Source organism: Arthrobacter sp. 05T420, assembly GCF_056396305.1.
This window is the reverse complement of the sequence record NZ_JBFTLG010000016.1, coordinates 20,154-34,675: the sequence shown is the minus strand read 5'-3', so window position 1 is coordinate 34,675 and position 14,522 is coordinate 20,154. Positions and strand designations below refer to the sequence as shown.

Here is a 14,522-nt window from a genome sequence, read left to right as displayed (position 1 = left end):
GCGTTTGGCGCGGTGCTTACAGCGCGGACCAGCCGCCGTCGGAGGCGAGGATGGCGCCGTTGATGTTGGTGCCGTCGTCGCTGAGCAGGAAGGTGATGGAGGCGGCGAGCTGCGCCGCGGTGGCGGGTGTGGGGACGGTGGCTTGCATCAGCGGGCCGAGGCGTTCGGCCGCGAGCTGGGATCCCCAGTTGGCCACGATGTTGGTGATGGTGGGGCCGGGGGCCACGGCGTTGAAGCGCAGGCCCTTGGGCCTGTACATGACGGCCGAGTTCTTGGTCAGGCCGACGACGGCGTGCTTGGACGCGGTGTAGGCGGCGCCGGCGGCGGACCCGCGCAGGCCGGCCTCGGAGGCGACGTTGACCACGGAGCCGGTGCCGGCGTCCAGCATCAGCGGCACCACGGCGCGGGTCAGGCGCATGAAAGCGGTGACGTTGATCCGGAAGACGCGGTCCCAGAGGTCGTCGTCCACCTCGTGGATCGGGGCGAAGTTGTCCATGATGCCGGCGACGTTCGCCAGGGCGTCCACCCGTCCGCCGGCGGCTGCGACGACGGCGGCGACGGTCTCCTCGGTGGAGATGTCACCGGCCACGGGAACCAGGTCCAAGCCCGCGTTCTCGGCCACGAGGTCATCCAGGCGTTCCTTGCTGATGTCGGCGGCAATGACGCGGCCGCCTTCCTTGGCGATGCGCAGCGCAGTGGCCTGGCCGATGCCCGAGGCGGCACCGGTGACGACGACGATCTTGCCCGCGAATCGGCCGTTGGTGGTGGCTTCCTGCCATGATGCTTCGGTGCCCATGATGCCCTTCCAGACGTTGCTGACGGTGATGCGGTCCACGTTATGACACTCTGTGTCATTATGGAAGGGTGAATACTGGTGGGATGCCTTCGGATGCTGTGAAGACCGCCGTTCCGCGCCCCGCCGGGCGGCCGGCGACGATTGATCCCGACGCCGTGGCCGCCATCGCGCTGCGGCTGTTCGCCGAGCGCGGCTACGAGCAGACCTCCATGGAGGACATCGCGCGCGAAGCGGGGATCGGGCGCAAGAGCCTGTACCGCTATTTCGCCAGCAAGGCCGAACTCGTCTGGGGCGGCATGGAACCGGTAATCGAGGCCTCCGGCCGGGTTCTGGCGTCAGCCCGCGGTGATGGTTCGACCGACGGCGACATCCTGGCAGCGCTGCGGGAGGCGGCTGTCGCCGGAGTTGCTGTCCTGCCGGATCTGGCCGTCACGCGCGGCCGGCTGAGGCTGATCGCCGAACACCCCGAGCTGGCCAGCCGGAGCTACGAGTCCCTGTCGCCGCAGCGGGAGCGGGCCCGGGCGTATCTGGTTTCGGCCGGCGTCCGCGACGACGTTGCTGTGTATCTGTGCGCCGCGCTGATCGGGGCGACGTTCGAGGCCTGGATGCAGTGGGCCGCCGGGACGGATCCGGATCCGGCGCCGTATTTGGTGGCGGCCGTGGGGGTGCTGCGGGTGCCGGAGCCGTAGATCGCCGTCCCACGCAGCCGAATTGGCGCTAAGTTCCGAAATAGGACTGCACGATTGACGTTTCTGCCCGCTCAGCGTTCGGCTTTGCGGGCAGAGTGAAAGTCGCAGCGTCCTACTACGGTAGGGCTATGACCTTTGCGAATGTGGGAACGCTCGGCGCTGTCTCAGGTAAGCGCGACGAGTTGGTGCGCCACCTGACTCAGCGCAGCGAGACCCTCCAACAGATCGGCTGCCTTGCTTACGAGGTTGGAGTGAACGACGACGACCCGGACACCGTGTTTGTACTGGAACTGTGGGAGAACGAGGAGGCGCATCAGTCTTCCCTCGCGTTGCCGGAGGTCCAGGCATCCATCACGGTCGCACGCCCGCTACTGTCCGGTACGTTCGGAGGGTTTCGATTCAACGTTGTGGGGTCGCCACTTCGCGACTGACGCGAACCGCTGACAGCCTTGCCACGGCGGCAATGTCCCGCGGCGTCGTCCGGCAGCACCCTCCAACAATCCGGGCACCGAGGCCACGCCAGGCGCGGGCCTCTGCCGCAAGGCTTGGAAGCTGGTTGCTACCGGAGCCCGCGGCGCCGTCCGGCGCCGGGGCCGGATCCCACGTCTTGCTCACCGCGTCATAGCATTCCCCCGAATTCGGATAGGCGATCAGTGGCGTCCGGGTGGCGCTCCGTAGGGCCCCAAGTGCGGGTGTAACCAACTCCAACGGCACACAATTCACCCCGATGGCTGCCACGTGCGGGTGCCCTGCACAGAGCCCGGCGACACCGGCCAGGGGCGTGCCGTCACTGATATGCCCACCATCCCGGAGCGTGAAGGAGAACCACGACTCGACGTCGAACTCCTCCACAAGGCCCAGGAGGGCCTCGGCCTCCGGAAGCGAGGGCAGCGTCTCGCACGCCAGAAAATCGACTCCGGCCTCCACCAACGCCGCAATCCGGGGACGGTGGAAATCCATGAAACCGCTCTTGCCGAGGTCGTATTCGCCCCGGTACTCGGATCCGTCCGCGAGGTAGGCGCCGTAGGGACCCACCGACCCGGCAATCAACAACGGGCCAGCATCCGGGTTTTCGTCCAGGTGCTCGCGGCGCGCCTCGTCGGCCAGGCGCACACTTAGCGCGACCAACTCCAGGGCTTTGGCCTCGCCAATGCCGCGCTGTTTGAATCCCTGGGGCGTGGCCTGGTAGCTCGCCGTGATGGCGACAGCCGCGCCGGCGCGGAAGTAATCGCGGTGCACCTGCCTGATCAGGTCCGGCTGTTCGAAAAGGACCTTGGCCGACCACAGCGGATCCGCCAAATCACATCCGCGCGCTTCAAGCTCAGTGGCGAGCGCGCCGTCCGCCACCAGGTCTTCACCGGCGTTGAGCGCGCGGGACAGCTTTGCGTTGCTGGGCATTCTCCAGTCCTTTATGTTGGTCATAATAAGCATTTCCAAATGCTTGTAATGATCATCACTATATGCCACGATGGCAGTCAAACAATCCGCTAGAACGGCAAAGAAGAGGCATTCCCTTGAACATTGAGATGAAGTCCGTACGCAAGCTGCGCGTGCATTGGCCCATAGCGTCAGAGAGCTTTGCCCGGCTCGCGAAGGGTGAAACCGAGGCCTTCCAGGATGACCAGGGCATCGTGGCCCTGCTCCAGGCATTGGCCGCATCCCCGGAATTGGGCGATTTCGGAAATTACAGGCACGTCTTTGAGTCCGGCGTGGGCTTCGAAGGCTTCACCGTGACGGAGGGAGCCAATCCCACGCTGGGGCAGGTGGGCCAGCGGACCATTTCGACCACCTTCGTCCTCACAACCTACTTCGACGCTGCCCTGGATGACGCTGCAGTGGACCGGTTCGTGCGCCGCATTGTGGAAATCCACCCTTGGGAAGTGCCGGTCATCGAACTGTCCGGCCCTATAGGCGTCTCCAGCACCACCTTGGCGGCAGCCTTCGAGAACGAGGCCGCGTCATGATTGAAACCACCACGACCGGACTTTGGGCCGACCTGCAGCCGCTACTTGCCGGACGGACGTTTACCGACTTGACGCACGCTTTCCATCCTGGCCAGCCGCACTTCCCGGCTTTCCCGGACGAGATCCGGGAAGCCGTGTACGACCTCGAGAAGGGCGACGGTTTCACCGCCCACCGCTATTCGATCGTCGGACAGTGGGGAACGCATGTTGATCCCCCTTCGCACTTCATCCGCGGGGGCCGCACCTTGGACCAGATTCCCGTGCAGGACATGGTCCTGCCTCTGGTCGTCCTGGACATCACGGACCGAGTCAGCGCCGATGCCGATGCCAGCCCCACGATCGAAGATGTTCAGGCGTGGGAGAACCGCAACGGCACCGTCCCGGCCAGCTCTTTTGTGGCCCTGCGGACCGGGTGGAGCCGACGCTGGCCTGACGCGGACGCCATGGCAAACAGGGACGGCGAGGGCATCAGCCACACTCCGGGCTGGTCCCAGGAAGTTCTTACCTTCCTGCTGGAACAGCGGTCGGTTGCGGCTGTCGGCCATGAACAGACGGACACCGATCCAGGACTGGCCACTTCCCGCCAGGACTTCAGCCTGGAGACCTACGTTCTGGCGAAGAACCGCTGGCAGATCGAGCTGCTGGCGAACCTGGACGGACTTCCCGAAGCGGGAGCTGCACTTATTGCGACTTGGCCGAAGCCCCTGCAGGGCAGCGGCTTTCCTGCTCGGGTCTTTGCCATCTCCTAAGACGGGTCCGTCCGGCGGCTAGAATCGGATCCATGTCCAAGACATCCAGTATGGGACGCGGAATTATGGCCGTCCTTGCGGTTGGCGCCCGCAACGCAAGAGGCCTTCCCGGCGGAACAGTCGCTGACATAGCTGCCGACCTGGGCAAAGACCGCAGCCAGGTTTCGCGAAGTCTGCGGGGAGCGCAAGAGGAAGGCTTTCTGGAACGCCGGGATCAGCGGTCTTACGAACTGGGCTGGTCGCTCTTTACGGACGCCCAGATGTTGACGGAGCAGCGGCTGCAGACCGACGGCGCTACCGCCTTGGAGGGCCTTGCCGGCGAGACGGATGAAGGCTGTTTCCTGGGGGTGCTCAGCGGAGACAGCACGGTGACTATCGGCGAACGCGTACCGGCCAGCAGCAACATGGTCGGCTCGTGGCTGGGCCGGCCGTACCCCGCTTACTGCAGTGATGCCGGCCAGGCCCTTCTGTGGCAGGCATCGGACGCCGAGGTCCGGACCGTGCTCGCGGCCGCTTCATTCGTTCGCCACGGACCCAACACGCCGGGGGACGTCGAGGACTTCCTGACACGGCTGCACGACGCGCGGGCGCGGGGGTACTCCATCGTCGATGAGGAGGCCGAGCCCGGACTCTATTCCCTGGCCGTTCCGATCCGGGATTTCAAGGGCGACGTGGTGTCTGCGCTGCAGGTCGTCGGGCCCAAAACGCGCCTGGCACCGCGGCGTGAGCTGTGCGCCGCGGCTCTTGTGTCGTGGGGAAAGTGGCTTGAGTCGGCGCTGGGTCACGCGTTGCCGCAGGAGCAGGCCTAGCCGGGCAACGCTTTTTGGCCGGCATTGTCCCGGGTAATGCGGTCACAGGACCCCAGCCGGTCCGCGGCTTCCGTCAGGGCCTTGGCAAGGCGCTTGATACTTGGTTCAATCTGGGGCCGGGCGCCCAGGACGCTGAGCGAGGCGAGAATCGTTCCTTGCGGGTTGCGGACGGGCACCGCCAGTTCATAGACGCCGTGCTCGAATTCTTCAGCCGCCGCAATGAAGCCGCGGGGCCTGTCCCGCTCCATCAGTTCACAGACATCAGCCGGCGAATGCGCCGCGCCCGGGCCGCCGACGCCTATGAAGTTGACGTCGCTGAGCAGGTCCTGAATGGTCGTCTGTTCATGGTCCCAGAGCAGTGCGCGGCCGGATCCGGTGCACCACACGGGTGTCACCATGCCGGGCTTCACGAAGCTTCCGGGGAGCGCGTCATTGGTGGAAGTCCGCAGGAGGATGACACGGAAGCCTTCGCGGACGGAGATTCTGAATCTGAGGCCGAACCTGGCCACCAAGGCCTCCAACTCGGCCCTTGACGCGTGAACCCAGCCGGTGTTGAGCGACGCCGCCAGGGCGAAGAATCGCGGGCCTGTTCGGAACGGGCCCCTTTCGACACGTTCCAGCAGACCCAGTTCACACAATTCCTGAGTTATCCGGGAGACCCGGCTCTGTTCCATATCGAGCTCCGAGGCGAGTTGCGAAACGCCGAGAAGCCTCCTGCCCCACTTTTCCCGGTCCGCGACCAGGCGAACAATCCGCAGTCCTTGTGTCATGGACGACGATTCCGAGGAAGAATCCACTGTCAATGCTCCTTCCACCCGATAGCCACGCCTATTCTCACATGCCTTCGAGGCCGGCCAAGATGCGGCGTCCTCCCGCCCACACGGTGTAGAGGTCCGCGAGGATTGCCGAGTTCGCTGCTTCAAGCTCTGCGGGGGTGATTTCTTCGCTACCTTGCCGACCGAAAAGCACAACCTCGTCCCCGGGTGCGACGTCCGCTATGTCCGTGACGTCAACGACCATGGAATTCATTGAAACGAGGTCGACGACGGCGGCACGGCGGCCATGAACTAGCACGCTGCCTTGGCATGCCAGCGCCCGACGGTAGCCGTCGCCGTACCCTGCGGTCACCGATGCCAGCCTGGAGTCCCGCGTCAGGGTGCGCGTGAGCCCGTAGCCGACCTTGCTGCCGGCGGCATAGCTGTTGACGGAGGCAATCCGGGCCTTGAACGTCAGGCACCGTTGAAACCGCCCCGCGGCCGGATCCGAATCGCCGTACAGAACTGCCCCGGCACGGACCATGTCCAGCCAGGAGTCGGACACGTGCAGCGCGGCGTAGGAATTCGCGCAATGCAACAGGACGTCCTCCCGGGGAGTACCGGTGAGCTGGAGCAGGGCCATCGCCTGGCTTTGAAAGCGCAGCAGGACCTGTTCAATATGCCGGGTGCTGTCCTTGGGGAAGTGGGTCATGATCCCGGCCAGCTGGAGCCACCGGTGGCTGACGATTCCCGCCGCGCACGCCCGGCCGAGCGCGGTTGAGACGTCAAGGCTGTGCCTGCTCATCCCTGAAGAATTAATGTCGAGATGGATCCGAAGCGGCTTTCCCGCCTGGGCAGCGATGCTGCGCATCTCCCACGCGCTCTCCGGGTCGGCAACAAGTTCCTCGATGTCATGGTCCAGCCCGGCCCTTATCTCCTGTGGCGCCGCGGCACGGACGCGCAGGATCCGGCCCTCAAAGCCGCAGCGGCGCGCGAGGGCTGCCTCCTCATTGCTCCCGACTCCGACGAAAGGGACGTCAAGACGAACGAGGGACGGCAGCATCAGGTCAGCTCCATGGCCGTACGCATCGGACTCGGAGGTCCCCGGCCGCGACGGTGGGTTGACGATGGTGGACGTTGAAACTAGGCCGGCACTCCTGTGCGCGCCTGGCGCCCGTACTTGAAATAGAAGAAGGCGTAGCAGGCGCCCACAAAGGGGACTCCGAAGTACAGTGCCGCGATCTGGTTCGGGTCGAAGGCAATGCCGATGAGCGAAATCAGGCATAGCGCGAACGCCAGGATCGGCACCAGCGGGAACAGCGGGGCCCGGTAGGGAAGGGCAGAGACATTGCCGCCGTTCTTGACGAAGGCCCGCCGGTGGAAGAAGTGTGAGGCAACGATCGACATCCAGACCCCAACGACGGCGAACCCGGCCACCGACACTAGGGCCAGGTACACCGTCTCGGGAGCAATGACACTGCTGATCAGCGAGGCCAGGCCGCCCAGCATGCTGACGGAGAGCGCGATCATGGGGATGCCGCGCCGGGTCAACTTCTTCAGCGCACGCGGGGCGTGTCCCTCGTCGGCGAGCGAGTACAGCATCCGGGCACAGGAGAAGAGTCCGCTGTTTCCGGCCGACAACAGTGCCGTGATGATGACGAAGTTCATGATGTCGGCGGCGAAGGGAATGCCGATGGATGAGAACACTGTCACGAACGGACTTTCGTCCAGTCCGACCTGGTCAAACGGGACGGTTGCGGCGATGACCGCGATCGCCCCGACGAAGAAGATCAGCAGGCGCACGACCGTGCTGCGCATTGCTTTCGGGATGCTCCTGGCAGGATCTGCTGTCTCGCCTGCAGCTACACCGATGAGCTCGGATCCGGAAAAGGCGTAGAACACTGCAAGCGCTGTAACGAGGACACCCGTGAAGCCGTTCGGGAAGAGCCCGCCGGGGGTGTTGAAGTTCTCGAACATGCTGGGGTGGCTGCCGCCCTCGCTGAGCGGGTGGAAACCGATCAGCGCCGCGCCGCCCAGGACAATGAGGCCGATGATCGCCGCGACCTTGACGATGGCGAACCAGAATTCGGATTCGCCGAAGAACTTCGAAGAGACTGCATTGAGGCCAAACAAGACTGAGGCGAAGATGACGCACCAGACCCACACGTCAAGGCCCGGGAACCAGCGCTGCATGAGGAGACCTGAGGCGGTGAATTCGGACCCGATGGCTACCGCCCAGCAAAGCCAGTACAACCAGGCCGTGGCGAACCCGGTGGCGGGCCCGATCGAGCGCGCGGCGTAGATGTGGAAGGCGCCCGAGACCGGGTAGGCGATGGCAAGCTCGCCGAGGCACGCCATCACGAGGTACACCACGAAGGAGCCGATCAGATAGGCGATGACCGCACCGAGCGGCCCGGCCTGGGAAATCGTGTAGCCCGAGCTCAGGAACAGTCCGGATCCGATCACCCCGCCCATGGCGATCATGACCAGGTGCCGCGGTCCCATGGACCGCCGGAGTCCAGTCTCGGCCGACGGCGGGGCGGTGGGCTGTGGTTCCAGCTTGGTGGGTGTTGAGGATTCCATGGTGTCTCCCAGGTGAGTGGTCAGGTCAGATGCGAACGGTGCGCGTGAGCCTCGGGTCGAGGGGGCAACGGGTGGCTGCGGCTGAACAAGAGGATAGTGATGAAGGTAACACGGAATGACCTAACTGGTCATTAAAAACATTTAGACATGCATATGTTGCACGCGTGTTACCTCGGGCCGTGCATGTCGAATCGACATGCAGATGGTCAATTCGCCCCGTTCTTCGGTCAGAATCACATGCCCTGACTGACATGGAATGCGGTCAACATTGGGGGACCAATGTAATTGACTGAAGGAGCACCATGACCACCTATGACATTGCGCTGATCGGCTTCGGCGGCGTTAACAGGACCCTGGCCGAACTGATCGCGACACGCGGCGAGGCCCTTCGCGCCGATCTGGGATTTGGCCTGCGGGTAGTGGCCATCACCGATCTTCGCCTCGGATCCCTGGTCCGGCCTGAGGGCATTGACCTCACCATGGCCCTGAACCTGGGCGGCGGGAGTGACACCTTCGCCATGCACGGCGGAACCGCGGACACCAATAACGAATCGGTCATCCGCACGTGCACCGCCGACATCATCTGCGAGGCCACCTACACGAACCCCGAAGACGGCGAGCCTGCCGTGTCCCACGTCCGGTGGGCGCTCGAGTCCGGCAAGAGCGTGTGCACCACGAACAAGGGCCCGGTTGCCCTCCGCGGCGCCGAACTGACCTCACTGGCCGAACAGAACGGCGTGCACTTCGAGTTCGAAGGCGCCGTCATGAGCGGCACGCCTGTCATCCGCTTGGCGAAGAAGATGTTCTCCGGCCTGAAGCTGAATGGTTTCGAAGGCATCCTCAACGGCACCAGCAACTACGTGCTCGGACGAATGGAAGCCGGCCTGGACTACGATGCGGCCGTTCGCGAGGCGCAGGAACTGGGCTACGCCGAGGCAAACCCCGCGGCAGATGTCGAGGGCTACGACGTCCAGCTCAAGGTCCTGATCCTCGCCAACGAACTGCTCGACGCCGGCATCGAGCTCAAGGATGTTCAGCGGCAGGGGATCTCGACGGTGACGGCCGACGATATCCGTAAGGCCTCCCGGGCGGGACGCCGCTGGAAGCTCGTCGGTTCAGCACGGCGGAACCCGGACGGGACCGTAACAGCAGGTGTGACCCCCGTCGAGCTCCCCCTCGACCACGGGCTGGCCGGCGTTTCGGGAGCGACGAACGCCGTCGCCTTCGAAACAGACCTCCTGGGCCAGGTCACGGTCTCGGGACCGGGAGCCGGCCGCGTGGAGACTGCCTACGCCCTGCTCTCTGACATCATCGCCATGCACGCAGCCAAGACGGGAGCCGTTGCACATGTCTGAGTCAACGCTGTGCCGCATGGAAACGGCGCTGTCGCAGCACTTCCGTGAGGTGACAAGCCCCTACGACGGCCGCGTCGTCGGTTCGGTTCCGCTGACGGCCGCCGCCGCCGGCGGAGCCGTGCTCGAGGCGGCCCGCTCCGGTGCACGGAAGGCACAGGCCTTGTCCCGCAACGCGCGCGGAAAGATTCTTGACGCCGCGGCGACGGACATCGAACACCGGATCGAGGAGTTCGCCCGGACCATCGTGGCCGAGTCCGGAAAAACCATCCGGCAGGCACGGAAGGAAGTCCTGCGGGCCGTCAACACCCTCCGTCTCTCCGCGGCCGAGGCCCGCAGTAACGCCGGCGAAGTCATCCCATTTGACTCGTATGAGGGCTCGGAGGACCGGACCGGCTGGTACTCGCGGGAGCCGCTGGGCATCATTGCCGCGATCACGCCCTTCAACGACCCGCTCAACCTGGTGGCGCACAAGATCGGACCGGCCATTGCCGGAGGAAACGCCGTCATCCTCAAGCCCTCCGCCCTGACTCCCCTGTCGGCACAGCTGCTCACGGAGGCGCTTGTGGACGCAGGACTCCCGTCCGACGTCCTCGTTGTGGTGCACGGCGGCCGGGACGTGGCCGAAACAATCATCGCGTCCCGGGACGTGCGAATGGTGTCCTTCACCGGCGGATTCTCCACCGGCGAAAGCATCGCCCGTACCGCCGGCCTGAAGAAGCTTTCCATGGACCTTGGCGGAAACGCGCCGGTGATCGTCCTGCACGACGCCGACCTTGAGGAGGCCGTGGAATCCTGCGTCTCCGGAGCGTTCTGGGCCGCCGGGCAGAACTGCGTGGGGGTGCAGCGGATTCTCGTGGCTACCCCGCTGTACGCAGAGTTCCGGCAGCGGTTCCTGGCTGCAACGGCCCGCTTGGTGGTCGGCGACCCGTCGGACGAGCGGACGGACGTCGGGCCGATGATCAGCCCCGCCGCATTGCACGAACTCCGGACCAAGCTGGACGAGGCCGTCGGCGCCGGCGCCGTACTTCTCACTGGCAACGTGGCGGACGGCAACGTGCTTCAGCCGACCGTCCTAGAAGCCGTCCCGGCGGACAGCAGGCTGTGGACCGAGGAAGTGTTCGGGCCCGTCGTCATGCTCCGTGCTTTCGACACCTTTGAGGAAGCCATCGACGTGGCGAATGCCATCGAGTTCAGCCTCCACGCAGGCATTTTCACGGACTCCCTGAGCAACGCCATGGACGCTGCACGCCGGCTGGAAGCAGGCGGCGTCATGATCAACGATTCATCGGACTACCGGTTCGACGGCATGCCGTTCGGGGGTGCCAAATACGGGAGCATGGGCCGGGAAGGCGTCCGCTTCGCCTACGAAGAAATGACCCAACCGAAAGTCATTTGCATCAAGAACTAAGGGCACGGAGGGGCGCGGCCGGACGTTGCGCCCCTCCAATTTCCGCCCCGGGCACCAACATCAGCATCACCACGCGACGATCCCACACAGAGGATGGAAAATCATGACCACCCGCATCGAGACGGATTCGCTCGGGAGCATTCCCGTGCCGGCTGCCGTCTACTGGGGGGCACACACGGCCCGAGCCCTGGAAAACTTCACCATCAGCCGTATTCCGATCTCCCGTCACCCGCATCTGGTACGCGCACTGGCGATGATCAAGAACGCCGCGGCCCGGGCCAACGGTGAACTCGGAGTCCTCACGCCCCCGCAATCCGAAGCCATCCGCGCGTCGTGCCAGGAGATTCAGGACGGACAGCACCACGAGCAGTTTTGTGTGGACGTCATCCAGGGCGGAGCAGGCACGAGCACGAACATGAATGCCAACGAAGTGATCGCGAATCTTGCGCTGGAAAAACTGGGCCACCGGCGCGGCCAATACGAGCACCTGCACCCAATCGATCATGTAAACCGGTGCCAATCCACCAATGACACCTATCCGACCGCCATCAAGCTGGCCCTGATTTTCGCCACCGCGGAACTCAACCAAGAACTGGGCCGGCTGGCCGAAGCCGCCAGGAGCAAGGGCGCCGAATTCGCCGCCGTCGTGAAGATGGGCAGGACCCAACTTCAGGACGCAGTCCCGATGACCCTCGGGCAGGAATTCAATGCGTTCGCCGCAACAGTGGAGGAAGACCGCGCCAGGCTCCGGGAGTCCACGGGGCTGATGCTCGAGTGCAGTCTGGGCGCCACCGCCATCGGCACCGGCATCACCGCCGAACCGGGATATCAGCACCTGGTCCTGCGTGCGCTGTCCGAAATCTCCGGCGTCCCGGTTGTTCCCGCCGCAGACCTCGTCGAGGCGACTTCCGACGTCGGCGTCTTCATGCACCTGTCGGGGATGCTGAAACGGACGGCGATAAAGCTGTCCAAGATCAGCAGTGACCTCCGGTTGCTGTCCAGCGGACCGCAGAACGGCTTTGGCGAGATCGTCCTGCCTGCCCGTCAGGCCGGATCGTCAATCATGCCGGGGAAGGTGAACCCGGTGATTCCGGAGACGATAAACCAGATCGCCTTCGCGGTCGCCGGGGCAGACACGACAGTAACGATGGCGGCGGACAACGGCCAGCTCCAGCTCAACGCGTTTGAACCTGTTATTGCCCATGTACTTCTTCAGAGCATTTCCTGGCTCGAACAAGGAGTCCGTATTCTCCGGACACACTGCATGGAGGGCATCGAAGCGAACACCGAACGCCTCGGCCGCCAGACTGCAGCCTCGGCGGGACTTGCGACGGCGCTGATTCCGGCTATCGGTTACACAGCAGCAGCGGCGGTTGCCAAAGAGGTTCTTCAGAACGGATCAACGGTACTCGACGTCGTCACTGACCGGAACCTCCTGGACCGGGCGGCAGCCCAGGCCCTCCTGGACTCCGCGGTGCCGCCCGTCACGGTCGCGGAGATGTCGCCGGCCTGACGGCTCGGCCCGCTCAGTCGGCGAGGCCGGCGCCGACTGAGCCGGCTGAGCCGCGCCGGATGACACTGGAAAGCGTCATTGCCGTCACCGTGTCAGTGACGCCCGGAATTGAGGCGATCTGCTCCCAGATCTCCTGGATCCTCTCCAGCGAACGGGCCTCAACCCTCACCAGCAGATCAAAGTCACCGCTGACGACGTCACACAACACAACTTCCGGAATCGACCGCAAGGCGGTAATGACATCCAGGCCCCGTACGCGGTCCTTCCGGTAAACCATCAGGAAAGCGGAAACGGGACTCTGGCCGGTGGGGCCCGAAACCACCGTGTAGCCCTGGATATACCCCTGGCGTTCCATCCGGTCGATCCGCTGGCGCACGGCATTGCGGGACAGCAAGACCTTTGTCGCCAGTTCAGCGTGACTTATGCGTGCGTTCTTCGTGAGCTCCGCAAAGATCTTCTGGTCTATCTGATCAAGACTCACTCGATCCATGCCCACCCTTCACAGCAATCAATCCCCGGCACAACCCGAGCTGAACCAAACCCAAGACCGAAAGCTCCAGATAAATGATACTTCCGCAGCAAGCCCGTCCGACGCTCATCGACATCACCTGCGTCTTGTTCGACATGGACGGAACGCTCCTCGACTCGGCACCGGGTGTTACCTCAAGTGCTGCCCACGCCCTGGCGGCTGTCGGTGCGCCGGTCCCGGCACAGGATGCGCTGCGCCGGTTTGTCGGGCCGCCGATGATCGAGTCCTTCAGAACAGTCGCGGGACTGGATGAACCAACCGCCCAAAGAGCCCTCCAACACTACCGCAAAGCGTATGCGGATCGCGGTGCTGAGCAGTCCAGCCTTTACGAAGGAATCATCGAACTGCTCGAGGAGCTTTATTCGGCCGGTATTCCCATGGCCGTGGCCACCTCCAAAGTGGAAGACCAAGCCGTACGACTCGCGCGGCGCTTTGGCATGGAAGGCCACTTCATCAACGTCTGCGGGGCATCCGACAGCGAGGGACGGGCCACCAAAGCGGAGGTCATTGCCGAACTGCTGCTGCGCCTACGAGCCCTCGGCATCGACATCTCCAACCCGGCAATGGTCGGCGACCGAAGCCACGATGTCGAGGGAGCAGCCGGCCATGGAATCGCCACGATCTTCGCGTCCTGGGGGTACGGCGAGGAAAAGGAAGCGTCGGACGCGGCCGCAGTTGCCTCCTCCCCTGCGGCTCTGCTGCCAGTGCTCCTGAAGAACAGCCTGCGCCCTAGGGAGCAGGAACTGGGGGCCTAAGAGCGTCCGGAAAGTCTTAGCCCGCGGGACAATGAGTCAAGCCACCCGATATCAGCCCACGCGGACGGTAGCCAGCGGCGGTTTCCGTTTAGCCCGCGGCGGGCAGTGCGTCCGGAATGCGGGGCTTGGCGTTGCCGGCGAAGGTGAACTTCGCGTTATCGCCTTCGCCTTCCACGTCCACCACCAAGGCGTCCTGACCGGAAAATACGCTCCCGGCCAACCTGCGCCGGCAGCATCCCGCCTCACAGGCGAGGACGGCAAGCTCAAGTCAGACAACCGCTACCTGACCGACGACATCCTCACCCGCGTCCAGCAGCTCAAACCGCTCGCCGCGGGCGCAGGGCTGTCCATGCCCGCACTCGCCGTCGCCTGGGTGCTGCAAAACCCCAACGTATCGGCGGCCATCGTCGGTGCTTCCCGTCCTGACCAGCTCATCGATACAGCCTCCGCAGTAGGAGTGAAACTGGACCCGGCCCTGCTGGCACAGGTCGACCACATCATGGAACCGGTCATTGAACGTAACCCAGCAAAAGTGGAGTCCTTCCCGGCCCGCCCATGACCGCGCGGGCAGCAAATGACGTGCGTCTGGGAGCACGTCATCGACGAGCGCGATGTAG

General features: G+C 64.4%; 16 protein-coding genes. 10 read left to right on the top strand and 6 right to left on the bottom strand.

Annotated elements, in window-relative coordinates:
* Positions 1–16 precede the first annotated feature (16 nt).
* Positions 17–796 (bottom strand): SDR family NAD(P)-dependent oxidoreductase, encoded by a 780-nt coding sequence (locus AC1DEM_RS15805; protein WP_476885366.1) that lies wholly within the window; start codon positions 794–796, stop codon positions 17–19.
* 83 nt (positions 797–879) lie between these two features.
* Here AC1DEM_RS15805 and AC1DEM_RS15800 point away from each other — a divergent pair, with 83 nt between their 5' ends.
* Together AC1DEM_RS15800 and AC1DEM_RS15795 are read left to right on the top strand one after the other, a co-directional pair.
* Entirely contained in the window at positions 880–1,485 is a 606-nt protein-coding gene (locus tag AC1DEM_RS15800) for a TetR family transcriptional regulator (protein WP_476885249.1), read from the top strand.
* 128 nt (positions 1,486–1,613) lie between these two features.
* Positions 1,614–1,916 (top strand): putative quinol monooxygenase, encoded by a 303-nt coding sequence (locus tag AC1DEM_RS15795; RefSeq protein ID WP_476885248.1) that lies wholly within the window; start codon positions 1,614–1,616, stop codon positions 1,914–1,916.
* Here AC1DEM_RS15795 and mmuM read toward each other — a convergent pair.
* Entirely contained in the window at positions 1,885–2,883 is a 999-nt protein-coding gene (gene mmuM / locus AC1DEM_RS15790) for a homocysteine S-methyltransferase (RefSeq protein ID WP_476885247.1), read from the bottom strand. The two genes, AC1DEM_RS15795 and mmuM, sit on opposite strands and share 32 nt — an antisense overlap.
* Positions 2,884–2,999: 116 nt before the next feature.
* Between mmuM and AC1DEM_RS15785 the strand changes: the two genes are divergently transcribed.
* The 3 genes from AC1DEM_RS15785 to AC1DEM_RS15775 are packed head-to-tail and all read left to right on the top strand — an operon-like array spanning position 3,000 to position 5,007.
* Positions 3,000–3,449 carry a hypothetical protein gene (locus AC1DEM_RS15785; protein WP_476885246.1) on the top strand — a complete coding sequence of 150 codons (450 nt, stop codon included), beginning with the start codon at positions 3,000–3,002 and terminating at the stop codon, positions 3,447–3,449.
* The gene (locus tag AC1DEM_RS15780; RefSeq protein ID WP_476885245.1) at positions 3,446–4,198 is read left to right on the top strand and encodes a cyclase family protein; all 753 of its coding nucleotides are present in this window, start codon (positions 3,446–3,448) and stop codon (positions 4,196–4,198) included. The genes AC1DEM_RS15785 and AC1DEM_RS15780 overlap by 4 nt, the downstream gene beginning before the upstream one ends.
* A gap of 32 nt (positions 4,199–4,230) precedes the next feature.
* Positions 4,231–5,007 carry an IclR family transcriptional regulator gene (locus AC1DEM_RS15775; protein WP_476885244.1) on the top strand — a complete coding sequence of 259 codons (777 nt, stop codon included), beginning with the start codon at positions 4,231–4,233 and terminating at the stop codon, positions 5,005–5,007.
* On the opposite strand, the gene AC1DEM_RS15770 is transcribed toward AC1DEM_RS15775, so the two are convergent.
* The 3 genes from AC1DEM_RS15770 to AC1DEM_RS15760 are packed head-to-tail and all read right to left on the bottom strand — an operon-like array spanning position 5,004 to position 8,345.
* On the bottom strand, positions 5,004–5,804 hold the full coding sequence (locus AC1DEM_RS15770; RefSeq protein WP_476885243.1) for an IclR family transcriptional regulator: 801 nt from the start codon (positions 5,802–5,804) through the stop codon (positions 5,004–5,006). The genes AC1DEM_RS15775 and AC1DEM_RS15770 overlap by 4 nt on opposite strands.
* A 37-nt stretch (positions 5,805–5,841) precedes the next feature.
* The gene (locus AC1DEM_RS15765; RefSeq protein ID WP_476885365.1) at positions 5,842–6,891 is read right to left on the bottom strand and encodes an alanine racemase C-terminal domain-containing protein; all 1,050 of its coding nucleotides are present in this window, start codon (positions 6,889–6,891) and stop codon (positions 5,842–5,844) included.
* A gap of 14 nt (positions 6,892–6,905) precedes the next feature.
* Positions 6,906–8,345 carry an amino acid permease gene (locus AC1DEM_RS15760; protein WP_476885242.1) on the bottom strand — a complete coding sequence of 480 codons (1,440 nt, stop codon included), beginning with the start codon at positions 8,343–8,345 and terminating at the stop codon, positions 6,906–6,908.
* 302 nt (positions 8,346–8,647) lie between these two features.
* Between AC1DEM_RS15760 and AC1DEM_RS15755 the strand changes: the two genes are divergently transcribed.
* From AC1DEM_RS15755 to AC1DEM_RS15745, 3 genes are all read left to right on the top strand, one after another.
* Positions 8,648–9,700 (top strand): homoserine dehydrogenase, encoded by a 1,053-nt coding sequence (locus tag AC1DEM_RS15755; RefSeq protein WP_476885241.1) that lies wholly within the window; start codon positions 8,648–8,650, stop codon positions 9,698–9,700.
* Positions 9,693–11,108: an aldehyde dehydrogenase family protein gene (locus tag AC1DEM_RS15750; RefSeq protein WP_476885240.1), complete on the top strand. Its 1,416-nt coding sequence runs from the start codon at positions 9,693–9,695 to the stop codon at positions 11,106–11,108. The genes AC1DEM_RS15755 and AC1DEM_RS15750 overlap by 8 nt, the downstream gene beginning before the upstream one ends.
* 103 nt (positions 11,109–11,211) lie before the next feature.
* Positions 11,212–12,621: an aspartate ammonia-lyase gene (locus AC1DEM_RS15745; protein WP_476885239.1), complete on the top strand. Its 1,410-nt coding sequence runs from the start codon at positions 11,212–11,214 to the stop codon at positions 12,619–12,621.
* 13 nt (positions 12,622–12,634) lie between these two features.
* Here the strand turns inward: AC1DEM_RS15745 and AC1DEM_RS15740 are convergent, their stop codons facing one another.
* The gene (locus AC1DEM_RS15740; RefSeq protein WP_476885238.1) at positions 12,635–13,111 is read right to left on the bottom strand and encodes an Lrp/AsnC family transcriptional regulator; all 477 of its coding nucleotides are present in this window, start codon (positions 13,109–13,111) and stop codon (positions 12,635–12,637) included.
* A 74-nt stretch (positions 13,112–13,185) separates the two neighbouring features.
* Here AC1DEM_RS15740 and AC1DEM_RS15735 point away from each other — a divergent pair, with 74 nt between their 5' ends.
* Together AC1DEM_RS15735 and AC1DEM_RS15730 are read left to right on the top strand one after the other, a co-directional pair.
* Positions 13,186–13,905, top strand: a complete 720-nt coding sequence (locus AC1DEM_RS15735) for an HAD hydrolase-like protein (RefSeq protein WP_476885237.1) — start codon at positions 13,186–13,188, stop codon at positions 13,903–13,905.
* Between the two features lie 157 nt (positions 13,906–14,062).
* Positions 14,063–14,464 carry an aldo/keto reductase gene (locus AC1DEM_RS15730; protein WP_476885364.1) on the top strand — a complete coding sequence of 134 codons (402 nt, stop codon included), beginning with the start codon at positions 14,063–14,065 and terminating at the stop codon, positions 14,462–14,464.
* Positions 14,465–14,522 lie beyond the last annotated feature (58 nt).